The sequence below is a fragment of the Paenibacillus sp. J22R3 genome (genome assembly GCF_056269305.1).
The window spans coordinates 1,423,761-1,448,479 of record NZ_JBWDNS010000001.1 but is presented as its reverse complement, the minus strand read 5'-3'; the positions used below and the strand labels follow the sequence as shown (position 1 = coordinate 1,448,479).

The following is a 24,719-nucleotide window of genomic DNA, read 5'->3' as shown; positions in this document are numbered from 1 at the left end:
TTATTTGATTTAAAAATATGTATAATAGACACAGAACTATGGAGGTGTGAACGTTGACAGCGGTACGTAAAGCAGGCGTCGTTGGCGCCGGTACGATGGGGCAGGGCATTTGTGAAATGCTGGCCTTTAACGGTCTTGAGGTCTACATAGTAGAACAAGACCAAACACGATTGGATCATGCGATCAATATGATTGAACAAAGCTTAGACAAGCAGATGGAGCGTTGGGCGCTTACGTCAGCGGAGAAGAAGCTGGTTATGAACCGGATTCATCCGATGGAGAAGTTCTCCGATTTGGCTGAATGCGAGCTTGTCATTGAGACGATTACGGAGGATGTGGACAGCAAGCTGGACATCTTCAAGCAGCTGGATCACATTTGCGCGCCGCAGGTTATTCTGGCGAGCAATACGTCAACACTAAGCTTAACCGAGCTTGCAAGTGTGACGAATCATCCGGAGCGTGTAATCGGCATGCATTTCGTCTATCCGGTCAGTAAGACGGATTTGGTAGAGATCGTGCGCGGTCTCAGAACCTCAGATGAAACCTTCGAGCAAACCAAACATTTTGTTGAGGAAACGATACATAAGAAAGGCGTCATGGTGTTCGAGTCGCCCGGTTTCGTCACTACGCGGCTTATCTGCCTGTTCATAAATGAGGCGCTGCACGTGCTTGAGGAAGGAGTCGCCTCGGCTGACGATATTGACAGCGCTATGCGAATCGGCTATTCGTTCCAGCACGGACCGTTCGAGATGGCGGATCGATTCGGTCTCGACGCGGTGCTCGCGGCGCTTGAGCGGATGTTCCGAGAATACGGGGAGCTCAAATACCGGCCATCCTTCATTCTGAAGAAAATGGTGCGAGGCGGGCAGCTCGGCGTGAAAAGCGGCGCCGGCTTCTTCAGCTACGATAAAGATGGAGGCCGAGTATGATCATTCTCGTTATGAATGCAGGCAGCTCTTCGTTGAAATATCAGCTGTACAACATGGAGGATGAATCGGTTCTCGCCCAAGGCCGCGTAGAGCGGATTGGCATGGATGATTCGATTCTGACCCATGAACCGACAGACGGTATTGAGGTGAATCGGGTTAGTGAAATTCTCGATCATAATGAAGCTGTCCGCAAAGTCAGCAACATATTGGTGCACCGCGAACATGGCGTATTGAAATCGTTGGATGAAATCAAGGCCGTTGGTCATCGGGTCGTCCACGGCGGCGAGAGCTTCAAACAGTCTACCCTCGTCACCGTTGATGTGAAGAAAGAAATCAGGCGCTTGTTCGACTTGGCGCCGCTTCATAATCCGCCGGCGATGATGGGCATTACTGCCGTTGAATTGAACCTGCCGGACGTGCCGCAGGTTGTCGTATTCGATACGGCGTTCCACCAATCCATGCCGATAGAGACGTTTCTGTATCCCATTCCAATGGTACTGTACCGCCGCCACAAAATCAGGCGTTATGGCTTCCATGGCACTTCGCATAACTATGTGAGTAAACTAGCTGCACAGAAGCTGGGCAAGCCGCTCAATGAGCTGAAGATCGTAACTTGCCACATCGGAAACGGCGCCAGCTGCGCGGCCATTCTGAATGGACAGTCCTTTGACACCAGTATGGGATTAACGCCGCTTGAAGGGTTGATGATGGGGACGCGGAGCGGGGATTTGGATCCGGCAATCGTGCCTTTTACGATGAACAAAGAAGAGCTGACGCTGAATGAAGTGAACTCCATGCTCAATAAGCATAGCGGACTCATGGCCATTAGCGGCATCAGCAGCGATATGCGTGAAATCGTGACCGCGATGGAAGATGGCGATAAGCATGCGAAGCTGGCTTTCGATATGTACACCTACCGCCTTCGCAAGTATATCGGTGCCTATGCGGCCGGTATGAATGGCTTGGATGCAGTCGTGTTTACAGCCGGTGTAGGCGAGAATTCCGTTGCCGTCCGTAAAGCGGTATGCGAGCAGCTGACTTTCCTCGGTATCGAGCTCGACGAAGATCGCAACGCAGAGCGGTCCAAAGAAGTGCGGTACATTACGAAGGATGACTCACGCGTCAGTGTGCTAGTCGTTCCGACGAATGAAGAGCTATTAATTGCAAGAGATACGTATGAGATCGTGAAAGAATAGATGGTTTAATGAATATGAAGATCCGTATAGACGGAAAGGCGGAAATAAACGATGAAAACATTAACGACGATCGGACAATTGAAGGATTTTGCCGGACAATCCGTATGGATTGGCTGCTGGCTGAACGGGAAACGCTCCAGCGGTAAAATCCAATTTCTACAGCTGCGCGATGGAACAGGTTATGTGCAAGGTGTTGTTGTAAAGAGTGAAATCGAGGAAACGATTTGGAACTCCGCGAAGGAATTGACGCAGGAGAGCTCCCTTTACGTGAAAGGCATTGTGCGTGAGGAGCCGCGCAGTCAGTCCGGTTACGAGCTAACCGTTGAAGATATCGAAGTTATCCAAATTGCGCAAGACTATCCGATTACGCCGAAGGAGCATGGCGTCGACTTCTTGATGGATCGTCGTCACCTGTGGCTGCGTTCGCCGAAGCAGCGGGCGATTCTCGTTATTCGTGCGGAAATTATCCGCTCGATTCAGCAGTTCTTTGACGATCGTCAATTTACGCTCGTGGATCCGCCGATTCTGACGCCTTCTTCTTGCGAAGGCACGACGAACCTGTTCCACACGAAATATTTTGACGAGGATGCTTATTTGACGCAGAGCGGTCAGCTGTACATGGAAGCCGCAGCGATGGCGCTTGGCAAAGTGTATTCCTTCGGCCCGACATTCCGTGCAGAGAAGTCGAAGACTCGCCGTCACTTGATCGAGTTCTGGATGATCGAACCCGAGATGGCGTTCGTGGATCATGAAGAAAACTTGCGCGTGCAGGAGCAATTCGTTTCTTTCGTGGTGCAAAATGTCGTTAAGAACTGCCGTAAGGAGCTTGAAACGATTGGCCGCGATATCAGCAAGCTGGAGAACATCGTGGCGCCATTCCCGCGTATTACGTATGACCAGGCGATCGATTTCTTGCAGGAGAACAAGCATGAAATTCAGTGGGGCGAAGATTTCGGGGCGCCGCATGAAACGGCAATCGCGGAGAGCTATGATCGACCGGTGTTCATCACCCATTATCCAGCATCGTTCAAAGCGTTCTATATGAAGCCGGATCCGAACCGTCCGGAGGTTGTCCTTTGTGCGGATATGATTGCGCCTGAAGGGTATGGCGAGATTATCGGCGGTTCGCAGCGGATCGACGATCCGGAGCTGCTGGCAGAACGCTTCGCTGAGCATGAATTGTCAACGGAAGCGTATCAATGGTACCTAGACCTGCGCAAATACGGCACAGTGCCGCATTCCGGCTTCGGACTGGGGCTAGAGCGTACAGTGGCATGGATCTGCGGCTTGGAGCATGTGCGTGAAACGATTCCGTTCCCTCGTTTGCTGTACCGTCTGTATCCGTAAGCGCAAGGGGAGGGAGGACGAACGGTGAAAACCGAAATGTGGAAGGCCTACGCACGCGGAATGGCTGCCGCCATGAACGGCGGCGGCGTCGTGGTGCCGGCCGGTCTGCTCCGTGCTTATCGCGGCATTGGGCTAACGGATACGGAGATGCTGCTTATGCTGCAGCTTATGACGTACCGTCAGGTCGAAGGCGTAGATTTCCCTACGCCAGAGCAGCTGGCCGAGCGGCTTGGCATTCTGCCTAATGCAGCGCATCAGCTGCTCAGCCGCTTGATGAAGGAAGAGCTGCTCGCCATCGATGAGGAAATCGACCCGGTGAGCGGCATGCAATTTGAACGCTACAACTGGAACGGCTTCATTATCCGCAGCGCGGAATGGTTGGCCGAAGAGGCGCGATTGTCGTTTGAGAATGATCGGGAGCTGCAGCGTGCTGCGAGCGTCGGGGTTGGTTCCGGAATTGGAGTGGTTTCCGGCGCAGGAGCGGGTTTAGGAGCATCAGGTGGATATATAGCTGGTGGAGCGGGTTCCGGCGGTGTAGGAGCAGGTGCTGGCGGAGTACATGCCAGTGCCGGTGCCGGTATCGCAGGCGAGTGGCCGAAGCAATCGGATTTATTTTCTGTATTCGAGCAAGAATTCGGCCGACCGTTGTCTCCGATGGAATGCGAGACGATCAGCGCCTGGGTGGATCAAGATCGTTATCCGGACGAGTTGATCCGATTCGCACTTAAGGAATCCGTCTTTGCCGGTAAGCTGCATTTTCGCTATATCGACCGCATTCTCATTGAATGGAGCCGCAACCGGGTGACCAACACCGATGAGGCAAAAGCACATACACAGAAATTTCGCGGTGGCCGCGGGTCTTCATGACCTGCGGTTTTTTTTGCGTGTTTATGGAGAGTGGATGGAAGTAGAAGGTGATACGACGTAGTAGCGTGTAGCGGGGTTAGATGTGAGATGCGGGGTAGCCGCTTGTCCGCAAACGAAATAGGGCGAAGTTGCATAAGCTGTTGTCATAGCTGTGTGAGTAGGCTTCACCCTAGGAAAGTGGAGAGGATGACAGGACAGCGATGCCGGATTATTCGTTTTGGCAAGGTAGACAGGTGTTTGTGACGGGGCATACGGGTTTTGTGGGAACATGGCTTAGCTTATGGCTGCACCGCTTAGGGGCGGTTGTAACAGGCTACAGCGATGAATTGCCGACTACGCCGTCGATGTACCGTCTGTGTGGACTTGAGCACATCATACCGTGGACGAGAGGCGATATACGGGATACCGAGAAGCTTACGGCCGCATTGAGGGATGCGAAGCCGGAGGTGGTTTTTCATTTGGCAGGGCAATCCGAACATCAAGGGAAGCACAGCACGGTTGAAATCTTTGATGTCAATGTCGCTGGGACAGCTGCGCTGCTGGATGCGGTGCGTATCGTACACGAGGATCACCCGATCCGCGCTGTAGTGGCTATGACCGCGGCGGATTGTTACGCGCCGCGCGATTGGGTGCTCGGCTACCGCGAAGCCGACGGCCTCGGCGGAGCGGAGCCCGGCTCCGCGAGCAAAGCATGCGCGGAGCTTGTCGTGTCCGCCTTCCGGCGCGCGTACTTCGCCGGAAGCACTGACGGGCCCGCGGTCGCGACTGTCCGCGCGGGCCATCTCATCGGCGGCGGCGACTTCGCGAGCGGCCGCCTCGTGCCGGACTGCGTGCGCGCCGCGGCCGGCGAGCGCGCAGCGCTCCAGGACCAGCAGCCATGGCCGAGCGGCTTCCGGCCATGGCTGCACGTGCTTGAAGCGCTCGCGGGCTGCCTCGCGCTCGCGCAGCGGCTGTTCCCGCCCGGCGGCGGCGGCGGTGACTTCGCCGAGGCGTGGAACTTGGGTCCGCGCACATGCGAAGCGCGGACCTCGGCCTGGCTGGCCGAGGCGCTGCGCGCTCGCCTCGGCGGCCAGCCGGCAGCGTCGGTGCCTGCTGGCGGGACCGCAGGCGCCTCGAGGCAGCGGCAGCAGGCGGATGCGGCAGCGCCGCCGATGCTGCTCGACACGACGAAAGCTGCTTCTCGCCTTGGCTGGCGGCCCCGATGGGATGCGCAGCTCACGGCTCAGCTTACGGCAGACTGGTACGCGGCTTGGTTGCAAGGCGCACCGATGCGCGATGTCAGCGTTTCGCAGATTGTGCAATATGAAACGCGTTTATGAATAGGTCGTGAAGAGAGCAGCCGCTTGGCTGCTCTCTTTCATGCTATGTCATACTTTCGAAATATGCTAAACTAAGAATATCACTTCCGAAATTGCAGCTGTAACAGCGTGAACCTTCGGAATATTGGAAGGACGTTTATCGATGTCAGAACTTCATTCCCATACTCATAACCATTCGGATGCTCATAAATCGCAAGATACGGTCAAGCAAATGATTGAGATCATGTCGCAAAGCGGCTGGCGCATTACCGAGCAGCGCCGAGAGCTGGCAGAGATTTTCGCGAAGACAGAGGGGTATTTGTCTCCGAAGGACGTATATGACCATATGTCGCGCGCGTATCCGAGCGTGAGCTTCGATACGGTTTATCGTAATTTGCGTCTGCTGAGTGAGATGGGAGCGCTGGAGCAGTTTTATTTTATGGATGGGGGCTTGAAGTTCCGCGTGAGCTGCCTGTCTCATCATCATCATCACTTGATTTGCATCAATTGCGAGAAGACACTTACATTCGAGTATTGTCCGATGGACCAGTCGCTCGATTTGCCGGGTTCATTCAAGATTATGAATCACCGATTTGAAGTTTATGGCGTCTGTGAAGTCTGTCAGCGGGAATCGGGTACATGATGTTCATGTATCCGGCTCCCGTTTTTTATTAGGCAATCAAGGATCTGAGCTGGGCTTGGACATCTCCGCGGAACAAACCGCCATGGTAGCAAATAACCTGATCGATCGGATAGGAGATTAATTGCTCCAATGAACGAAGAGCGGCGTCATTCCGTCGCCGTAGCCAAGTGGTAATTCGCACATTTAAGTGGGATGGCCAGCATTTGTCAAAGCATAATAAAAAGGCATAACCGGTTGATCATCAGCCGGTTATGACTTATTTACTTACACGATGAACATGGCGACGATTGTCGTCACGGCCAGCCCGAATAAGACCGGCTTCAAGTTGCGGCGAGCGAGCTCGAACGGATCAACGCCGCAAATTGCAGCAGCGGGAATGAGTGCCCACGGAATCAAAGTGCCTCCGCCGACCCATATGGCAGCAACCTGCCCGAGTGCAGTGAGCGTTGCCGCACCGGAGCCGATTGCCGATGCGAAGAGCTGCGCAATCGAGCCGGCAAGCGATATCCCCGAGAAGCCGGAGCCGTCAAGGCCGGTAATGGCGCCGGTGACAGCCAGCGTAACGGACCCGATTGCTTGATTAAGCGGTACGTGATTGGCGAGTGCCACCCCCAGGTCATTCACTATGCCATGCGATCCTTCCGGCAGCCCGCCGCCGAACAATTCGGTAAACGCCGAATCTCCCAAGTAGAAGAAGGCCGCGATCGGAATAACGGGTCCAAATACTTTGAATCCAAACTGAAAGCCCTCGATAAGGTACGCGGTCGTCTGTTCCAATCCTTTGTTGCGATGGGCCAGCATCGTGACGAGGATCAGAATAAACACGGCTGTGCCTCCGATTAAAGCCGTCGCATCTCCACCTTGGAGATTGAGCACGAACATCGCCACGACATCGACAATAAACAAGAGGGGAATGAGAATGGCAAGCGTCTTCTTCCATGTCATTGGCATGTTGACCCGATCTTCGGTTAACGAATTCACGGGATTCGTATTTGCCGCAATCAGTCCGTCTCTCCACTTGCCTGTACGCATATCTCTGCGCATCATCCAGAAAGCTGTAAGCGTGGTCACTACTCCCATCACAATGACTAGCGGCACACTGGCTTGCATGACACTGGTAACGGATAACCCGGCTGCGTCGGCGGTCAGCTTCGGCGCACCTTGGATGATATAATCACCGGATAATGCAATGCCATGACCGAACAGGTTCATCGCCATCGCAGCACCAAGCGCCGGAAGTCCAACACGGACGGCAACAGGCAGCAATACAGCTCCGATTAACGCTACGCCGGGGGAAGGCCAGAAAAACCACGAGGTCACCATCATAATCAATCCGATTCCCCAGAAAGCGAGAGCAGGTGTGCGTAAGAAACGCGTAAGCGGCTCTACCATCACTTCGTTGATGCCGGTAATAATCAAGATGCGACTCATCGCAACGATGATCGAGATGATGAAAATCGTGCCGAGCAGCTCCTTCGTTGCATAGATAAAGCTGTTAAAAATACCACTCACCGAATCGCTCAAGCTTTCAGTTGCGATAAGGCCAAGCGCAAAGATGCCGACCACGCAAACGAGCGTCGTATCTCGTCTTTTGATCAGCACACCCAAAATAAAAACGATAAAGGCAAGATACACCCAGTGTATTGGAGCTAAATGCAATTCCACCAACCATCACCCTTTCCAGAGGCTGCTGCCTATATCGTATGCAGGCGGCTAATTAGGCGTTCATCCTGGCTGCTGTACGGGCCTGGGACGATTGCCGGTGACCAAGCTGATGCGAATCTCATATATATGTTAATAGGTTGCAAGATCGAAATGGTAGGGAGGTGTCGTGTCTAGATGGACAAACAATCCTTTTTTGACCTGCTGCTCCCAGTTGCGAAGCGGCTTTATGCAGAAGGATCGCCTATATTTCCATCCGTCCGGTTAGCCCAAAGTTGGTTGGAAACAGGGGGCAATATTCCTTACTGGAATAACCTTGCAGGTTATAAAGTGGGATCAGGCGTGCCCAATGGTTATTGGAAAGGCGCGATCGTGGACAAACGAACATGGGAAGTCATTGACGGTAAACGAGTTACGTTGACGGCGACATTCCGCGCTTATGATAGCATTTACGATTTCTATAAGGACCAGGATTTGTTATTTGCACGCAGCCGATATGAGCGAGTGCGGATGGCTAAGACGCCGTTTGAACAAGTCCAGATGCTGCTTGCATGCGGCTATGCGACAGATCCCGATTATGCGAGTAAATTGACTGCTATTATCAATGGGAGCAGCTTGACGCAATATGACTACAAGAGCAAAGGGGATGAACCGATGACTGCAGAGGAGAAGAAGGCATTCGATGAGCTGCAGAGAATGGCCTTGAAGCTAAAGGCAGACCATGATCAACTCAAAATCGCGCTGCTAGACCAGACGAATGCATTAAAAGAGCTGCAATTATGGGCACTTAAAATCGATGCCAGCAATGAAATGGATACCGTGCCTGATTGGGCGAAAGACGCTGTCGATGCAGCAGTGAAATCGAAACTGATCGATACGCCAAAAGGCGGCAGCTATGATTTTTACCGTTTACTTTCCGTGCTGCACAGGAAGAAATTGATTTAACGATGTATATATTCGCCTGAACTGGGCATTCTTAAGATATCGGCGTCGCGAGATGCCGTAGACAACCGCGGAGAAGACTTACGTTTCCCCATAAGCTCTTCGTCCGGTTTCTCCTCTCCCATGAAAGGGGCCCCAGCAATGGGGCCCCGGATTTTTTTTACCTGATCTATAGCCCTATCAGATACACCGCGATGGACATTCATCGTGGTTTTTTTGTTGTCTCACTTGCTCGTTAAACGAAATTATCCTTGACGTAAATAAATCCTAATGATAGGATAATAAATATCCTAAATATAAGATAAATAATAATAGGATAAAATACATTAGGGTAAAGGGAGAGAGTTAAGTGTTTTCAATCATTCTTCAAATTGTACTGGGTATTGGCTTTCTGATGTTTGGATTTATGAAGTTCGGATCTCAAATGGTTGAAGAATTCAAGCGTTACGGGTATTCGGCAGGATTTAGGGTATTTACAGGTTTCGTTGAGATCATTACCGCAGCATTGCTTATTGCAGGGATTTGGAGTGAAAAATTAGCTGTGTGGGGCGGTTGGTTAATTGTTGTAACCATGCTGGGTGCTATCGTTACGCATATTAAAGTGAAGGATGCGGCAAACAAAATGATGATGCCTATCATTTTGTTCATTTTGGGAATCGTTGTACTACTTATCAATATTTAATCCTTGTATTTAAAGGGTTTGATTAGATATAACAGGCTGTATTATTCATTAGTACAGCCTGAGGTTCTTCCGCTGCCCGAGCCAGACACGATAGTTAAATTTGTAACGGTTGCCAGCGTGCTTATTTCATGAAAAAGTCGACTTTTAAAACGCTAACGGTTGTGACAGAGCTTATATACTGCCAATGGTGGATTCTGGATTGAAATGTGTCCAAATAAGCTTGGTGGCAACCGTTAGAAAAAATAATGAGGTTTTTTATGCCAAATAAGCGCTGTCACAACCGTTACAAAATAGACTGTTGAGTGAGGCCGTTTTCTCTGCAACCTGAGGCTGTACTATTCAAAGGCTGCCGATCTTTGAATCGGCGGCCTATTTTTGGATGTTCGGGAAAGTCTCGGCAGCCTGAGAAAGTCCCGAAGGGGCTGCTGCCTGAGCATTTCAGGAGTGCGGAAAGTTCTAACGACCGGTACGGGTCTTATTTGGCCTTGCGCATTTTGGAGTCGTTTCACCCTAATAGCGCCCCTACGGTTCGTTAGATTTTCGGAGGCGTGAAATTCGGCCTTATAAGGCCTCCACGGTTCGTTAGAGTTAGGAGACCGCAGCTGAGAGTCGCCAAATCGAACTCTCAGCATCATATTGGCGAGGTTTTAGCTCTGAGAGTTCAGATTCAGCACTCTCAGCATCCGATGCGCAGGGATTGGGGTTAGTTTGCTCGCTGAGAGTCGCCAAATCGAACTCTCAACATCCATCGCGGGGGGAGGGGGTAGTGTGCCCCGCCGTTTTGATAAAACTAAGTTTCTCTGCAACCTGAGGCTGTACTATTCACAATAGTACAGCCTCATTTTTTTGTTCAACGCCAAGGTCTGGATTGGAGTTGCGCGAAAAATTTTAAAACGGAATAATTCCGTCACTCACTTAGGAGCCAATGAACCGTTAGCTTCTCACTGTACCGGATTGGGTTAACGTTTTCCGTTTCGAAACATGCAAAAAACGCTATATATAATGAAGAAACTTTTTTGAGAAAACGCGTTACAGCAATAAAGCTACACTCCGTATATGCGTTGAAGTAATAAAGGAGTCTGAAAAGTCGCTGAAATCAGCTGAAATTTGTTCGCATCCAGGCATTTATGCGGTATGATCAACGTAATGGCATGCCGTAAGAAATACTCGGATTATTGCAGAACGAAGGGGAGATATAAGCGATGAGGATTGTAGTCTTGGATGGATTTACGTTGAATCCGGGAGATCTGGATTGGGCTGAATTCAGCAAGCTTGGAGAACTGATTGTGTATGAGCGGACAGCGCGCGAGGATATTGTGAATCGAGCGTTAAGTGCCGATATCGTGATCACGAACAAAACGCCGATTTCTGCGGAAACAATCGCTAAGTTGCCGGAGCTTCAATACATCGGCGTATTAGCTACCGGTTATAACATCGTGGATACGAAAGCCGCTGCAGAGCATGGCATTGTGGTGACGAATGTGCCGGATTACAGCACGCATTCCGTTGTTCAATTGGTCTTCGCGCTTATGCTGGAGCTGACTTATCATGTAAGTGCCCACAGCAGTGCCGTACATAGCGGACGTTGGTCTGCAGGACCTGATTTTACATTTTCACTGCATCCTCTGATGGAGCTATCGGGCAAAACGATGGGGATCGTCGGCTATGGCCAAATCGGTCAGCAGGTTGCCAGAGCAGCGTTAGCTTTCGGTATGAATGTTGTCGTACAGACGCGCACCCCTCGCGAGGTTCCAGGTCTTGAATCGGTTACCTTTGTCAATAACAGTGAATTGTTCCGCACAGCAGATGTTATCTCGCTGCACTGTCCTTTGACGCAGGACACTACCGGACTCGTGAACCAGCGTACATTAGGACTCATGAAACGCTCGGCGATCCTTATTAACACTGCACGGGGCGGTCATATCGTGGAACAGGATTTGGCGGAAGCACTTAACAGCGGTCGGATTGCAGGAGCGGGACTTGATGTACTGAGTGTGGAGCCGCCTGCAGTCGACCATCCGCTGCTGCATGCCGCTAATTGTACGATTACCCCGCATATCGGCTGGGCAACAGTCGAAGCACGAAGAAGACTGATGGGGATTGCAGCAGATAATTTGCGCTTGTTTATGCAAGGCGATATTCGCAATCAGGTGAACTAAGGCGATGCGCGGTTTTTGCATTATTATGGGCTTTGACGGGTTGGGCTGGCTGTTGCATCAGTTTGCGTCGGTTCCGCTTCCCTCACATGTATTAGGGCTGCTGCTTCTGTCAGCAGCTTTATTTATGGGCATCGTGAAACTGGAGTGGGTGGAACAAAGTGCGGGATTTCTGAATCGGCATATGATGCTGTTCTTTATCCCGCTTCTGGCCGGTGCAGCAGCATTCGGTCCGCAAATCGGATCATCCTGGTTAGCGGCGATTGTTAGTCTTACCGCAGGGACATTAACGATCGTAATCATAACAGGACTATCAACCAAGATGCTGGTTAAGCGGAAGGAGCGTGCAGGGAATGAGGAGTGAACTGTTCGCTGATCCAATGTTTGGCATCGGACTGACGCTGGCCGCATACGCTGCCGCCGTACTCATAAGGCGTCGATGGGGTTGGCTGCATCCGCTGCTGAGCGCACCGATCCTTGTTTATTTGGTGCTGCTGCTTGGGGATATCTCCTATCCTGACTATAGGGCGGGCGGAGATATCGTGACCTTTTTTCTCGGCCCAGCAACGGTTGCGATGGCGGTTCCGTTGTATAAGCATGCCATGAGGCTTCGCCGCATGCTTCCGTCTTTATTGCTTGGTGCTCTTGTTGGAAGTTTTGTAGGCCTTCTGGTGAATGCTCTGTGTGTAGTGCTGTTTGGCGGAACGGAAGACTTTCTTCGCTCGGCGCTGCCCAAGTCGGTAACCGCCGCCGTAGCCGTTGATTTATCCGGCTGGCTGGGCGGAGCGCCGGAACTAACTGCCGCTCTTACCGTATTGACCGGACTTGTCGGCAGTATTGCAGGTCCTCCGCTGCTGCGATTATGCGGTGTGCGAGACAACATTGCCTCGTCGATAGCAATAGGTGCTGCCGCACATGGAATTGGGTCGGCGAAGCTGCTTTCCGAGTCTGAAGAGCAGGGAGGTCTCAGCGGCTTCTCCATGGCTGCTTGCGCCATGTTTACGCCTGTACTTTTGCTGCCTGTGCATGCTTGGCTGTTTTGACGAATTTTCGATTATTTCGTCATATTTCATCTTATCTTAAGGTTTACGCGGGTTATACATGATATAGTGTCACAGTAATGTTAAAACTGATTGCAAATGCCGGAAGGGAGTTTTCAAGTTGAACGAGAAAGATAAAGAGAAAAATTTGAATGACAATGAGCTTGAGGCAGTAGAGCAAGAAACGAAAGAGGATATGTCCTCGAATGAAACGGCTGAGGTTACAGCTGTTGAACGAAACGAATCGACAGATAGGGACAAGGAACAGGCTGTCGAAGAGACCGAAGAGGATAAACAACAACCTGCAGTTGTACAGCCTGTACCAGAGGTAGCAGCAGCTCCTGCAGCAACGAATAACGGTAAGGCATGGATGTACATTTCGATCGGACTAGCTGTCATTTTGATCTTCACCATTGTAAAAATGCCATTCGGCGGCGGCAGCAGCGATACAGTGGGCTCCGTTAACGGCGTGGCCATAACGAAGGATCAATTGTATGACGAGATGGCGAAGGTTGGCGGCGAGCAAACGCTTGACAACATGATTCAGGACGAGCTTATTAAGCAAGAAGCAGATAAAGCGGGCATCGTTGTAGGCGATGCTGAAGTGACGAAAGAAATCGACAGCATCAAGAAGCGTTTCCCATCCGAAGCGGAATTCGAGACAGCGCTTCAGCAGGCAGGTATGACGCTTGACGATTTGAAGAAACAAACACCAATGCAGCTTCGTATCCGCAAAATTCTGGAGCCACAGGCGAAAGTAACGGACGAAGATATTAAAACGTATTTTGAGCAAAACAAAGCACAATTCGATCAGGCGGAACAAGTGAAGGCTTCGCATATTCTTGTAGCCACCAAAGAAGAAGCGGATGCAATCGAGAAACAGCTTAAAGAAGGCGCAGATTTTGCAACGTTGGCGAAAGAGAAGTCCACTGATCCAGGCAGCAAAGAACAAGGCGGCGACCTTGGTTTCTTCGGCAAAGGCGCTATGGATCCGGCATTTGAAGAAGCTGCATTCAAGCTGAAGAAAGACGAAATCAGCGCACCGATTCAAACGCAGTACGGCTTCCATATCATCAAAGCAACCGATCATAAAGCTGCTAAGGCGGCAACGCTTGATGAGAAGAAAGCCGATATTAAAGAGCAATTGATAGCGCAGAAGGTACAAGAGCTGTCGCCGACTTGGCTCGAAGACCTGAAGAGCAAATCGAAAATCACGAACACAATCAAAGATGCAGCTGCAGAGGATGCGGCGCAAGCACCAACTACGGGCAATGCTGCGACAAACGGTTCGACAAACGCAAAGTAATCCCGAAACCCAAATAAATAAGACGACCATCACAGGTAAAATTTGGCCTGTGGTGGTCGTCTTATTTTGTGGCACAATAAGTTCGTAAAAGCTAGTGAGCACAAGGGCTGAATACGCTACCAGTCACGTTCTTGTTAACTTATATGACACGAAAAGATAGTAAATCTTTACAACTGTTCAAAATGTGTTTTACAAATGTTTAAAATCGTTGTATTATTGGCTCTGGGTTTAAAAAATTACACTTATCAACATGGAGGCGGGTTCTAAGAATGAAAAAGAAAATGCTAGTTCTAGTTTCACTCATGCTCGTTCTAACAGGCGTATTGTCTGCCTGCGGAAAAAGCGGATCGGGTAGCGATCAAACGTTCCGGATGAACCTTACATCCGAGCCGCCTAGTCTCGATGTTGCACAAGCACAGGATCAAGTATCCTTCACTGTGCTGAGCGGACTCTTTGAGGGTCTGACACGTATGGACGACAAAGGTAATATCGTTCCAGGCGTAGCTGAGAAATGGGATATTTCGGAAGACGGCAAGAAATTCACGTTCCACCTTCGCGATGATGCGAAATGGTCCAATGGTGACCCTGTTACTGCAGGCGATTTCGAATACTCCTGGAAACGTACTTTGGATCCTAAGCTAAACCCACCGGCTCCATATGCTTACCAGCTCTATTACATCAAAAATGCACAAAACTATAACATCGAGCAAGACAACCCGGATCACATCGCTGATCCTGCACAAGTCGGCGTTAAAGCACTCGATGATAAAACGCTTGAAGTACAGTTGGAAAACCCAACTCCATACTTCTTGAATATCACAGCGTTCTTCACTTCCTTCCCGGTTCACAAATCGGCGAAAGAGAATGCTAACTGGGCTGCTGAATCCAAAGACTACATCAGCAACGGTCCTTTCAAACTGGCATCGTGGAAACACGGCGATTCCATTGAGCTTGTACCTAACGAGAACTACTGGGCTAAAGACGAAATCAAATTGTCCAGCGTTAAATTCTCGATGGTTAAAGACGCTAACACAGAGTTAAACATGTACAAAACAGGTCAACTTGACTGGGCAGGCGCTCCAACAGGCAGCATCCCGCCGGAACAGCTTGACAAGTTCCGTAAAGAAAACAACAAAGAATTGTCTGTAAAAGGTATTGCAAGCACATACTACTACAACTTCAACAACCAAAAGAAACCTTTCAACAACGCAAAAGTTCGTAAAGCTCTTGCAATGGCTGTAGACCGTCAAGCAATCGTTGACAACGTAACTAAAGCCGGACAAGTACCTGCTTACGGTTTCGTTTCCACTGGTATCCATGGCGTGAACGGCGAATACCGTTCCGAAGTGAAAGACGACTACTTCAAAGAAGATGTAACAGAAGCTAAGAAATTGCTTGCAGAAGGTTTGGCTGAAGAAGGCATGACTTCGATGCCTGAATTCTCGCTTTCCTTCAACGAAGGTCTTCACAAGAACGTTGCTGAAGCAATCGCTGACATGTGGAAAACGAACCTTGGCATCACAGTTAAACTGGATCTTCAAGAGTGGAAAGTATTCTTGAAAAACCGTCAAAGCTTGAACTATGATGTTGCACGCGCTGGTTGGGGTGCTGACTACAATGACCCGATGACTTTCATCGACATGTTCACATCCAAAGGCGGTAACAACGATATCGGCTTCGCAAGCCCAGAGTACGATGCACTGGTTAAAGAAGCTTACAGCACTAACGATCAACAAAAACGTGTAGACGCTATGGCTAAAGCAGAGAAATTGCTGATTGGCGACAATCAAGCACTTATGCCGCTTTACTACTACTCGTCCGCTCAATTGGTTAAATCGTATGTGAAAAATGCGGTTGTTGACTACAGCGGCAACGTTGACTACACTCGTATCTCGATCGAAAAATAATAACAGCAAGAAAATACTAAGGGGTATAGGGATATATGTGGGTTCCCCATATATATCCCTTCTCTTTGATTGGGGGGGCTTGGGATGGCTCGGTATTTAGGTGGTAAGTTCGTTAATATTGTGATTTCGTTGCTAATTCTAGCCACCGCAACCTTTTTCTTGATGAAGGCTGTCCCAGGGGACCCTTTCACACAAGAAAAAGCAATTCCGCCGGAGATTAAAGCGCAAATTATGGCGCATTACGGCTTGGATAAACCGATTGGCACGCAATACGCGATTTACATGAAAAACCTGTTCCAACTTAATCTTGGTGAATCCATGAGAAGTCAGAACCGTACTGTATCGAGTATTATTACGGATTCCTTCGGTACTTCGCTTAAAATTGGTTTGATTGCAGTAGTTGTTTCGGTAATTGTCGGGATTTACCTCGGTATGATGGCAGCGCTAAGACATAAGAAATTGATTGATAACCTGGCGATGTTTATTGCCGTTATCGGTATTTCGGTTCCAAACTTCGTTATCGGTGCCATGATCCAATATTATCTTGCCGTTAAGGTGCCGATATTTAATGTTGCAGGGTTGGAAAGCCCGCTCGATTACGTGCTTCCTGTAATCACCTTGTCGACACTCCCTATTGCATTCATCGCGAGATTAACGCGTTCAACAATGCTCGAGGTACTGACCTCGGACTATATTCGTACTGCTAAGGCAAAAGGGTTGACGCCGTCAGCTATTCTGTGGCAGCACGGACTTCGTAACGGTATTTTGCCGGTTGTTACCTATCTGGGTCCAATGACAGCGAACATCATTACAGGTTCCGTCGTAGTTGAACAAATTTATGGTCTGCCGGGTTTGGGTGCTCACTTCGTGGACAGTATCACTAACCGCGACTACACGCTCATTATGGGTATTACGATTTTCTACGCCGTAATTCTTATGGCAGCACGCTTCTTGACAGATGTGGCTTACATTCTTGTCGATCCGCGTATCAAAGTCAGCGGAGGTGTCGTTAAAAAATGAGTACGCGTCTGAAAGAACTGCACCTGGAAGAACAGATTGCTAAAGCGCCATTTGAAAAATTGAAGCAAAGACATACAGAAGCTGAAGTGATTACAGCTCCAAGCCGTTCCACGTTCCAAGAGAACTGGGCACGTCTTCAGAAGAACAAATGGGCGATTACAGGGATGTATGTCCTGATCGTCATGATAATTTTGGCAGTTGTTTGTCCGATGTTTTCGCCTTATGATTCATCTACGAACGATTTGAAGAATACCTATGCTTCGCCATCGGGCAAGCACTGGTTTGGAACAGATAACCTAGGCCGTGATCTCTTTACGAGAACATGGATGGGCGTTCGTATCTCCCTTCTTGTTGGTTTTACGGCTGCTTTTATCGACCTTGTAATTGGTGTTGCTTATGGCGGTATTATGGGCTTTGCAGGCAAACGTGTCGGCGATGCAATGAACAAGCTTGCTGAAGTGCTTTATGCCATTCCGCATCTGCTTGTCGTTATCTTGCTGTCCGTCGTAATGGGCTCAGGTCTTACGACCATCATTATCGCACTATCCATCACCGGTTGGATTACGATGTCGTGGATCGTTCGCGGTCAAATTTTGCAGCTGAAGAACCATGAATACGTGCTTGCTGCACAATCGATGGGCGCCAGCGGTTCCCGGATTTTGTTCCGTCACTTGATTCCGAATACACTCGGCCCGATCATCGTTACCGTAACGTTGTCGGTACCGTCCGCTATATTTGCAGAAGCATTCCTAAGCTTCTTGGGTCTAGGCGTTCAATCGCCGGCAGCTTCGCTTGGTACATTGATTGGCGAAGCGATGTCCTCTTGGACACTGTACCCATGGCTGATGCTGATTCCTGCATCCTTGTTGAGTATTACAATGCTTGCCTTCAACATTTTCGGTGACGGTCTTCAAGATGCGTTCGATCCGAAAATGAAAAAATAAACAGCGCAGGGAGTGAGCTTATGAGTAATCCGATTCTAAGTATTTCTGATTTGCATATCTCGTTTCACGTGCGCGGTGGAGAGGTTCAGGCTGTTCGCGGGGTTGATTTGGAAATTAACCCAGGAGAGTCTGTTGCCATTGTCGGCGAGTCCGGCAGCGGCAAGAGCGTTACCGCTCAATCTATTCTTCGTCTGATCCCTACACCTCCGGGTGTGTACAAGAAGGGGTCCATTAAATTTATGGGCGAAGATCTTCTAAGCAAAAGCGAGAAAGAGATGGAGTCCATTCGCGGTAAGGAGATCGGCATGATCTTCCAAGATCCGATGACTTCCCTTAATCCTACGCTTACAGTAGGTCGCCAAATTACGGAAGTTCTTATCAAACATCAGAAAATGAGCGCATCGGATGCAAATAGCCGTGCGGTTGAATTGCTGAATTTGGTTGGTATTCCAAATGCGGGCGAACGTGTAAAGCAGTTCCCGCATCAGTTCTCAGGCGGTATGCGTCAGCGTGTTATGATTGCAATCGCACTTGCATGTAATCCAACGCTTCTAATAGCGGATGAGCCGACAACTGCACTAGACGTAACGATTCAAGCGCAAATTATGACGTTGATGAAGGATTTGCAGAAAAAAACCGGCACATCGATCATCCTGATTACACATGACCTTGGTATCGTTGCCGATATGTGTGATCGTGTCGTTGTTATGTATGCGGGTAAAGTTGTCGAAACCGGCACGAAGCAAGAGATTTTCAAAAATCCACAACATCCATACACGAGAGGGCTGCTTCGTTCCCTTCCTCGTTTGGATCATGATAAGAATGAGCCGCTTATTCCGATTATCGGAACACCGCCGGATATGTCATCGCCGCCGACTGGCTGCGCGTTCTGCGCGCGTTGTGATGAAGCGATGCGGATCTGTGTAGACAACGATCCTGCTGCTTACACAATCAGCGAAACGCAAGCAGCTAAGTGCTGGTTGCATGACGCGGCCCTCAAAGGGGGAGAAAGTGCATGAAATCAAACAATGACATGTTGATCGAAGTCGATCATTTGATGAAGCACTTCGATATTGGCAATGGCAAAACGGTCAAAGCGGTTAATGATATTTCATTTGGTATCCGCAAAGGCGAGACGCTTGGCATGGTAGGAGAATCCGGCTGTGGCAAATCAACAGCGGGACGTACCCTCCTTCGTCTATATGAACCGACTGCAGGAGCTGTGAAGTTCCAAGGTCAAGACATTATGACAGCAAAAGGTTCCAAGCTGAAGGCGCTTAGACGCGAAATGCAAATGGTATTCCAAGATCCATATGCTTCGCTGAATCCGCGTTGGAAAGTTGAGAACCTGATTGCCGAACCGCTTGATATTCACGGTTTGGCTGGCAGTGCCAAGGAAAGAAAACTGCAGGTTGAGCGCTTGCTTGACCGTGTAGGTCTTCGTTCGGATCACGCGAAGCGTTATCCGCATGAATTCTCCGGCGGTCAGCGTCAGCGGATCGGGATTGCTCGCGCACTTGCGCTCAATCCGAAGTTTATCGTTTGCGATGAGCCGATCTCTGCGCTGGACGTTTCCATCCAAGCGCAAGTAGTCAATTTGCTGCAGGATTTGCAGCGCGATTACGGCTTGACGTACTTGTTTATCGCGCATGACCTTGCGATGGTAAAACATATCAGTGACCGTGTTGCCGTAATGTACTTGGGTAAAATGGTTGAGCTTGCAAGCAGCGAAGATCTCTACGCCAATCCGAAGCATCCGTATACCAAAGCGCTGATGTCCGCGATTCCGGTACCGGATCCGGATGTGGAAGAGAACAAAGAGCGTATCGTCCTGACAGGCGAGCTGCCGAGTCCGGTTAACCCGCCTAGCGGCTGTAATTTCCGGACACGCTGTCCGTTTGCAACAGAGAAATGCGCTGCAGAAGTGCCTGCATTCCGAGAGGTTGCACCTGACCAATGGGCTGCCTGCCATTATGCTTAATTAAATGAGAAGGACGGTTCGCATCTCATGCGAATCGTCCTTTTTGGCGTATTCGTGTAACTTGTATCTTCTATAATATACGTTCCCCGAGCAATGAGCCGATAAGCTCGACAGCGAGTTTGGCAGTACGGCCATTCGTATCCAGCAGCGGGTTTACTTCTACGATATCGGCGGAGGTTACCATCCCGCAATCAAATAACATCTCCATGGCCAAATGCGCCTCTCTGTAATTAAGGCCGCCGCGTACGGGAGTGCCCGTGCCAGGAGCTTCGCCCGGATCGACGCTGTCGATGTCGAAGCTGACGTGCACACTTTCGGAGCCATACGAAGCGATTGCGATCGCTTTCTCCATCACACGCCCCATCCCGAGTCGATCGATATCGTGCATGGTGAAGCAGGTAATGCCGGTTTCGTATATATTTCTTTTCTCGCCTTCGTCCAGTTCTCGGACACCGACAAGGACGACACGCTTGGCTTGTAATTTAGGTGATCGCCCGAGCAGATCGGTAAATCGCGAATCGCCAAGTCCAAGACTCGCGGCCAAGGCCATCCCGTGTATATTGCCCGTCAGAGACGTTTCCGGTGTATTCATATCGGCATGTGCATCAATCCAGACAACACCTAACTGTTGAATATGCTCTGTAATTCCGGCGATGGTGCCGATCGCGATGCTATGATCTCCTCCTATAGTGAGCGGGAAGGTTTCGTTTGCGATAGCAGTTTGCACCGATTGTGCGAGAACTTCACTCATCGCAAGCACGCGTCCCCAGTTGCGTAACCGTTCCAGTGTCCGGCGTTCGATCGCTGATTCAGCGGATTCTGCCCAAGGTAATATAGAGTAACTCTGATTCAACAACTGAAGCTTCTCGGGTAACCCTGCTTGTAGGACGGCCTCCGGACCGCCGCTTGCACCGGGTCTGCTGGCTCCGTAATGAAATGGGACGGGAAGGACTGTTACGGGCTGCCGCTCTTTGTTCATGGGAATCCCTCCTATGGAATGCGTTGCGCCTGCATGGTTATATATAGACGCGAAGTGGCGAAGACATGACAATCCGGAGGCAATCCTTTAACATGCCGGCCTAATTGTGGTACGATACAAGCAGCAGTAAGGATGGCTAAGGTGAAAGGGGCAAGAGCAGCTTTGAGAGTAATTGCAGGCACGGCGAAAGGCCGGACCTTAAAGGCAGTGCCGGGTAAGAATACTCGTCCGACAACCGATAAAGTTAAAGAAGCGATTTTCAGTATGATTGGTCCCTTCTTCGATGGCGGGCTTGTACTTGATCTCTTCGCCGGTACCGGGGGGTTAGGTATTGAGTCGTTAAGCAGAGGGATGGAACGCGCGGTTTTTGTCGATTTGGACGGAGGAAGCATTGAGATTATCAAGCAAAATGTGCAGGCTGCCGGGTTGGCGGAACAAGCGGAAATTTATCGTACGGAGGCTGTGCGAGCGGTGAAAGCACTGGCGAAGCGCGGACTTAAGTTTGAGCTCGTTTTTCTTGACCCGCCTTACCGAATGAAAGAAATGGACAGTTTAATGAATGAGCTGGCAGAACGCGATCTGCTCCTCACTGCCGCGACGATCGTCGTCGAGCATGATGCTGACCATGTTTATCCGGAGACGATGGATGTATTCCGGCAGATCAGACATTCGAAGTATGGCGACACGGCAGTGACTATTTACCGGTTTGAGAAGATTGCAGAGTCGAATGTACATATGGAGGCGTAAGCATGACGACACCAACAGGAATGCCGAAACAGCGAGTTGCCGTATATCCGGGCAGCTTTGATCCTGTTACATGCGGGCATTTGGATATTATTAAACGCGCGGCAAAGCAGTTTGATCATTTGATCGTTGCGGTCCTGAACAATTCCAGCAAAAATCCGCTGTTTACGGTGGAGGAGCGCAAAGCGCTGTTAACCGAAATCACCAAAGAACTGCCGAACGTGACGATCGACAGCTTCCGTGATCTGCTCGTTAATTTCATGCGCTCGCGCAATGCGGATTGTATCGTGCGCGGTATTCGATCGGTTACGGACTTTGAATATGAGCTCCAGATGGCTTCGACCAATCATCAGCTTGATGGCGAAATCGAGACGATATTTATGATGACAAATCCCAAATATTCGTATTTGAGCTCCAGTATCGTGAAAGAAATTGCTAAGTTTAAAGGTAACGTTCAGGACCTGGTGCCTGATGAGGTGCGAGAAGCGCTGATTGCCAAATATGCGGATCAGGATTAATTGGTCTTTGATTGAGGTACGGCCAGCATAGAAGCGATCAAGAGTGCCAGCAAGATGAAGAGGAATAGTACCAACAGGACAGGTGTATACGGCCACAGTGAATGTAAATCACCCGCGTGGATGATTGCATTCGAGGCGGCGCCTGTCTTTTCGGTTTGTTCCATAACAGGAGCGGCAGCAGGGACGATGCGTCCGAGCAGTGAAGTCATCGGATTCCATGCTGCAAGGGTAAGGATGAATGCGAGCAGGCTCTGAATGAGCCGTGTAGCGGCGAGCCGCTTCAGAGATAAGCCGGTACCGGTGATGGCGCTGCCGGCTTGGAGGAGGGCGCTTAAGCCGCCGAAGCTGAGTACGGCTGCGATAGCTGCCGCGTTCCAAGGCAGTCCGCCTGTGAAAGTCGATGAAGCCGCAGCGTACGTGCCGATATGGCTTTCGATTAGCCCGGGCAGCAGGAAAGCAGGCGTACCTTGAGGCAGCAGCGGCTGTATGAGCTTAACGAGAACGGCACCGAACATCATGAAGCCGCCAATGGCCATCAGCTTGTAGACGGAGATGGTAACGGAATCGCCAAGCACTTTGCCGAAGGTTCGGCCATCGCGTTTTCTTGCGGCCAGCATGGCGACCGCCGCTTGTTTCAGCAGTGTGGACAGGGATGCAGATGGCTGAGATTGCTTGCTTGAAGCGGCAGGTTTAGGTTTGGTGAAACGAGCGTGAAGGAATGCTGTGAGCAGTGCGGAGACCCATACGGCTGCGGCAATTGCGGCCCCGACTGCCGGTTGTTTTAAGAAGCCTGCTCCGACGACGAGAAGCATGAACAGAGGGCTTGGCATATGTGTCAGTGCGAGCAGTCTCTGTCCTTCGGGGGCGGTTACCGTTTCGCTGCGACGAAGCGCGGCTGTCGTCTCCGCACCGCAGGGGAAACCTCCGGACCATCCCAGTGCTATCGCAATGCCGGCTTCGCCAGGCAGACGAAACAGCTTGCGCATGAGCGGCTGAAGCAACGCTCCGAAGCCGTGAATCGCGCCGAAGGCGAGCATCAGCTCAAGTAAAGTAAGGAATGGGAGCAGTCCGGGGAAGACGAGATTCCACCAGACAGTGAGCCCTTGCAAGGACGCTTGAAAGGCTTCGCCCGGCCGAAGGATAATAGAAGCGACGAGCAATATCGACAAACATGCGAGCATGATGGTTCGCGTCATGGGTTTCACTCCATTGGTTCATGTAGTGACTGGGACAAACACAGCCACTACATTTTTACGCTTGTCTGCGTAAGGATAGACCTAAGTCATGGAATCCGTCTTAGATTGTGATCGGTCTCTCGTAATAGTCGCGGAAGAGATCACGAGGGCTTGCATCCGGCCAACCGAGCGCATATACCGAAGTAGCTTGAACATCAAGCTCGAGATAGGGATCGGCTTGCTGTGACCTCGCAGCGCTGTTTAAGATCGGAAGCTTGGCTGACTTGCGCATTCGCTTAAGCAGCTCTTGCCCTCGAGGGCTGTATCCGAGTATTCTTATGTATTGAATGCCGGTGCGCAGTCGCTCCGGTGATAAAAGTTCCTTCGAATGTCCGAGCAGTATGGAGAGCAGCGCGCGCTGAAGTTTCGTACGCGTGTAGCGTTTCGTCTTTAGTTTATCGAGCAATGGTTCAAAGGCAAGCGTATCGAGCGCAGGGAGTGTCTTCTTCAGCCGATATTCCAAGCCTTCGGTCATTTCGTGATAGCTGCCAAGTGTGGTTGTCGACTCGCTGGCGAGCTTATGAAACAGCTGCGACATATATTGCTCCCAACTGTTACGCCCTCTGCCGATCGCATGATCGCGCAGCAGCAGCTCGAGTGTTGAACGCGGCACGTAAGGTGCGGCTCCTTCGGGGGAAGCGGCCTCAAGCGTCAACTTGCGGATCGCCGTAGCGCTTGCGATTTGCGCATCCGTAATGGTCGTCTGCGAGTAGCCGGCCTTCTCGCGCTTAAGAGAGAAAGGCTCTATTGCGCTGCCAAGCCGTTCAAGCGCAAGCAAATAATGCAGCCCCAGCGTGTTGTTCGGCTGGGCAAGCGGGAAAGCAGCCGCTTCAGCATCGCCGGCCGCTTCCATATACAAGCGCACAGCTTCGCTGTAAGCTGCGGGATAGCTGGCGCCGCTCCGCAGGCAATCCGCCATGAGCGCGCTGAAGGCCGCCGGCTCATGCGCGAGCAGCCGGGCAACTCGGCGCAGCGGATCAATCTCGCCGGCCTCGCTGCCGAAGCAGAGCGCGTTTACGACGCCTGTCGCCTCTAGAAGCGCGACCGCGCCGTAGCCGAACCATTCTGCCGCCTGCGTAGAATAGGCGACAGGCAGCTCGATGACGACGTCGCAGCCTCCGCGCAGCGCCATCTCGGTGCGCGTCCATTTATTAAGCAGCGCAGGTTCGCCGCGCTGCAGGAAGTGGCCGCTCATGACGGCGATGACGGCGTCGCTTTCCGTTATTTTGAGCGATTGCTGCAAATGATAGTGATGTCCGTTATGAAATGGGTTATACTCGACAATGAGCCCGACGGTTCGCATGAATGTAAGCCTCCAAAAGG

23 protein-coding genes are annotated in these 24,719 nt (G+C 50.7%); 19 read left to right on the top strand and 4 right to left on the bottom strand.

Features of this window, described 5'->3' with window-relative positions; genetic code table 11:
• Positions 1–53 precede the first annotated feature (53 nt).
• The 6 genes from AC0YN4_RS06645 (at position 54) to AC0YN4_RS06620 (ending at position 6,280) form a co-directional block, all read left to right on the top strand.
• Complete coding sequence (locus AC0YN4_RS06645) at positions 54–929, top strand: 3-hydroxyacyl-CoA dehydrogenase family protein (protein WP_475779423.1); 876 nt, start codon at positions 54–56, stop codon at positions 927–929.
• Positions 926–2,125, top strand: coding sequence for an acetate/propionate family kinase (locus AC0YN4_RS06640; protein ID WP_475779424.1), 1,200 nt, complete (start codon positions 926–928; stop codon positions 2,123–2,125). The genes AC0YN4_RS06645 and AC0YN4_RS06640 overlap by 4 nt, the downstream gene beginning before the upstream one ends.
• Before the next feature lie 51 nt (positions 2,126–2,176).
• The gene (gene asnS, locus AC0YN4_RS06635) at positions 2,177–3,472 is read left to right on the top strand and encodes an asparagine--tRNA ligase (RefSeq protein WP_475779425.1); all 1,296 of its coding nucleotides are present in this window, start codon (positions 2,177–2,179) and stop codon (positions 3,470–3,472) included.
• 24 nt (positions 3,473–3,496) lie between these two features.
• Positions 3,497–4,339 (top strand): DnaD domain protein, encoded by an 843-nt coding sequence (locus tag AC0YN4_RS06630; protein ID WP_475779426.1) that lies wholly within the window; start codon positions 3,497–3,499, stop codon positions 4,337–4,339.
• A gap of 200 nt (positions 4,340–4,539) precedes the next feature.
• Positions 4,540–5,658: a CDP-glucose 4,6-dehydratase gene (rfbG, locus tag AC0YN4_RS06625; protein ID WP_475779427.1), complete on the top strand. Its 1,119-nt coding sequence runs from the start codon at positions 4,540–4,542 to the stop codon at positions 5,656–5,658.
• 142 nt (positions 5,659–5,800) lie between these two features.
• On the top strand, positions 5,801–6,280 hold the full coding sequence (locus AC0YN4_RS06620) for a Fur family transcriptional regulator (RefSeq protein ID WP_475779428.1): 480 nt from the start codon (positions 5,801–5,803) through the stop codon (positions 6,278–6,280).
• A 264-nt stretch (positions 6,281–6,544) separates the two neighbouring features.
• Here the strand turns inward: AC0YN4_RS06620 and AC0YN4_RS06615 are convergent, their stop codons facing one another.
• Positions 6,545–7,945, bottom strand: a complete 1,401-nt coding sequence (locus AC0YN4_RS06615) for a hypothetical protein (protein WP_475779429.1) — start codon at positions 7,943–7,945, stop codon at positions 6,545–6,547.
• A 174-nt stretch (positions 7,946–8,119) separates the two neighbouring features.
• On the opposite strand from AC0YN4_RS06615, the gene AC0YN4_RS06610 reads away from it, so the two are divergent.
• From AC0YN4_RS06610 to AC0YN4_RS06560, 11 genes are all read left to right on the top strand, one after another.
• Complete coding sequence (locus AC0YN4_RS06610; RefSeq protein WP_475779430.1) at positions 8,120–8,887, top strand: glycoside hydrolase family 73 protein; 768 nt, start codon at positions 8,120–8,122, stop codon at positions 8,885–8,887.
• A 346-nt stretch (positions 8,888–9,233) separates the two neighbouring features.
• Positions 9,234–9,566 (top strand): DoxX family protein, encoded by a 333-nt coding sequence (locus AC0YN4_RS06605; protein WP_475779431.1) that lies wholly within the window; start codon positions 9,234–9,236, stop codon positions 9,564–9,566.
• A 1,202-nt stretch (positions 9,567–10,768) separates the two neighbouring features.
• A complete protein-coding gene (locus AC0YN4_RS06600) occupies positions 10,769–11,725 on the top strand; it encodes a D-2-hydroxyacid dehydrogenase (RefSeq protein ID WP_475779432.1) in 957 nt (318 codons plus the stop codon).
• Positions 11,726–11,729: 4 nt separating this feature from the next.
• A complete protein-coding gene (locus AC0YN4_RS06595) occupies positions 11,730–12,086 on the top strand; it encodes a CidA/LrgA family protein (protein ID WP_475779433.1) in 357 nt (118 codons plus the stop codon).
• Complete coding sequence (locus AC0YN4_RS06590; RefSeq protein ID WP_475779434.1) at positions 12,076–12,765, top strand: LrgB family protein; 690 nt, start codon at positions 12,076–12,078, stop codon at positions 12,763–12,765. The genes AC0YN4_RS06595 and AC0YN4_RS06590 overlap by 11 nt, the downstream gene beginning before the upstream one ends.
• Positions 12,766–12,883: 118 nt before the next feature.
• Positions 12,884–14,068 carry a peptidylprolyl isomerase gene (locus AC0YN4_RS06585; RefSeq protein ID WP_475835429.1) on the top strand — a complete coding sequence of 395 codons (1,185 nt, stop codon included), beginning with the start codon at positions 12,884–12,886 and terminating at the stop codon, positions 14,066–14,068.
• A gap of 269 nt (positions 14,069–14,337) precedes the next feature.
• Positions 14,338–15,975 carry a peptide ABC transporter substrate-binding protein gene (locus AC0YN4_RS06580; protein WP_475835428.1) on the top strand — a complete coding sequence of 546 codons (1,638 nt, stop codon included), beginning with the start codon at positions 14,338–14,340 and terminating at the stop codon, positions 15,973–15,975.
• Positions 15,976–16,059: 84 nt separating this feature from the next.
• Positions 16,060–16,995, top strand: coding sequence for an ABC transporter permease (locus AC0YN4_RS06575; RefSeq protein ID WP_090976621.1), 936 nt, complete (start codon positions 16,060–16,062; stop codon positions 16,993–16,995).
• Positions 16,992–17,939, top strand: a complete 948-nt coding sequence (locus AC0YN4_RS06570) for an ABC transporter permease (protein ID WP_475779437.1) — start codon at positions 16,992–16,994, stop codon at positions 17,937–17,939. The genes AC0YN4_RS06575 and AC0YN4_RS06570 overlap by 4 nt, the downstream gene beginning before the upstream one ends.
• Positions 17,940–17,959: 20 nt before the next feature.
• On the top strand, positions 17,960–18,958 hold the full coding sequence (locus AC0YN4_RS06565; protein ID WP_475779438.1) for an ABC transporter ATP-binding protein: 999 nt from the start codon (positions 17,960–17,962) through the stop codon (positions 18,956–18,958).
• Positions 18,955–19,920, top strand: a complete 966-nt coding sequence (locus AC0YN4_RS06560; protein ID WP_475779439.1) for an ABC transporter ATP-binding protein — start codon at positions 18,955–18,957, stop codon at positions 19,918–19,920. The genes AC0YN4_RS06565 and AC0YN4_RS06560 overlap by 4 nt, the downstream gene beginning before the upstream one ends.
• 70 nt (positions 19,921–19,990) lie before the next feature.
• On the opposite strand, the gene rocF is transcribed toward AC0YN4_RS06560, so the two are convergent.
• On the bottom strand, positions 19,991–20,899 hold the full coding sequence (gene rocF / locus AC0YN4_RS06555) for an arginase (RefSeq protein WP_475835427.1): 909 nt from the start codon (positions 20,897–20,899) through the stop codon (positions 19,991–19,993).
• 162 nt (positions 20,900–21,061) lie between these two features.
• On the opposite strand from rocF, the gene rsmD reads away from it, so the two are divergent.
• Positions 21,062–21,646 carry a 16S rRNA (guanine(966)-N(2))-methyltransferase RsmD gene (gene rsmD / locus AC0YN4_RS06550; protein WP_475780088.1) on the top strand — a complete coding sequence of 195 codons (585 nt, stop codon included), beginning with the start codon at positions 21,062–21,064 and terminating at the stop codon, positions 21,644–21,646.
• Positions 21,647–21,648: 2 nt separating this feature from the next.
• Positions 21,649–22,161 (top strand): pantetheine-phosphate adenylyltransferase, encoded by a 513-nt coding sequence (coaD, locus tag AC0YN4_RS06545; RefSeq protein WP_475779441.1) that lies wholly within the window; start codon positions 21,649–21,651, stop codon positions 22,159–22,161.
• Here the strand turns inward: coaD and AC0YN4_RS06540 are convergent.
• Positions 22,158–23,357: a nucleoside recognition domain-containing protein gene (locus AC0YN4_RS06540; protein WP_475835426.1), complete on the bottom strand. Its 1,200-nt coding sequence runs from the start codon at positions 23,355–23,357 to the stop codon at positions 22,158–22,160. The genes coaD and AC0YN4_RS06540 overlap by 4 nt on opposite strands.
• Before the next feature lie 100 nt (positions 23,358–23,457).
• Positions 23,458–24,699 carry a nucleotidyltransferase gene (locus tag AC0YN4_RS06535; protein WP_475835425.1) on the bottom strand — a complete coding sequence of 414 codons (1,242 nt, stop codon included), beginning with the start codon at positions 24,697–24,699 and terminating at the stop codon, positions 23,458–23,460.
• Positions 24,700–24,719: the final 20 nt, after the last annotated feature.

Bases quoted from the DNA above. Each gene is read 5' to 3' on its own strand.
- rfbG (WP_475779427.1), top strand. From the start codon at position 4,540: ATGCCGGATTATTCGTTTTGGCAAGGTAGACAGGTGTTTGTGACGGGG.
- coaD (WP_475779441.1), top strand. From the start codon at position 21,649: ATGACGACACCAACAGGAATGCCGAAACAGCGAGTTGCCGTATATCCG.
- AC0YN4_RS06575 (WP_090976621.1), top strand. From the start codon at position 16,060: ATGGCTCGGTATTTAGGTGGTAAGTTCGTTAATATTGTGATTTCGTTG.
- AC0YN4_RS06640 (WP_475779424.1), top strand. From the start codon at position 926: ATGATCATTCTCGTTATGAATGCAGGCAGCTCTTCGTTGAAATATCAG.
- AC0YN4_RS06535 (WP_475835425.1), bottom strand. From the start codon at position 24,699: ATGCGAACCGTCGGGCTCATTGTCGAGTATAACCCATTTCATAACGGA.
- AC0YN4_RS06620 (WP_475779428.1), top strand. From the start codon at position 5,801: ATGTCAGAACTTCATTCCCATACTCATAACCATTCGGATGCTCATAAA.
- AC0YN4_RS06540 (WP_475835426.1), bottom strand. From the start codon at position 23,357: ATGACGCGAACCATCATGCTCGCATGTTTGTCGATATTGCTCGTCGCT.
- AC0YN4_RS06570 (WP_475779437.1), top strand. From the start codon at position 16,992: ATGAGTACGCGTCTGAAAGAACTGCACCTGGAAGAACAGATTGCTAAA.
- AC0YN4_RS06580 (WP_475835428.1), top strand. From the start codon at position 14,338: ATGAAAAAGAAAATGCTAGTTCTAGTTTCACTCATGCTCGTTCTAACA.
- AC0YN4_RS06600 (WP_475779432.1), top strand. From the start codon at position 10,769: ATGAGGATTGTAGTCTTGGATGGATTTACGTTGAATCCGGGAGATCTG.
- AC0YN4_RS06610 (WP_475779430.1), top strand. From the start codon at position 8,120: ATGGACAAACAATCCTTTTTTGACCTGCTGCTCCCAGTTGCGAAGCGG.
- asnS (WP_475779425.1), top strand. From the start codon at position 2,177: ATGAAAACATTAACGACGATCGGACAATTGAAGGATTTTGCCGGACAA.
- AC0YN4_RS06560 (WP_475779439.1), top strand. From the start codon at position 18,955: ATGAAATCAAACAATGACATGTTGATCGAAGTCGATCATTTGATGAAG.
- AC0YN4_RS06595 (WP_475779433.1), top strand. From the start codon at position 11,730: ATGCGCGGTTTTTGCATTATTATGGGCTTTGACGGGTTGGGCTGGCTG.
- rocF (WP_475835427.1), bottom strand. From the start codon at position 20,899: ATGAACAAAGAGCGGCAGCCCGTAACAGTCCTTCCCGTCCCATTTCAT.
- AC0YN4_RS06565 (WP_475779438.1), top strand. From the start codon at position 17,960: ATGAGTAATCCGATTCTAAGTATTTCTGATTTGCATATCTCGTTTCAC.
- AC0YN4_RS06590 (WP_475779434.1), top strand. From the start codon at position 12,076: ATGAGGAGTGAACTGTTCGCTGATCCAATGTTTGGCATCGGACTGACG.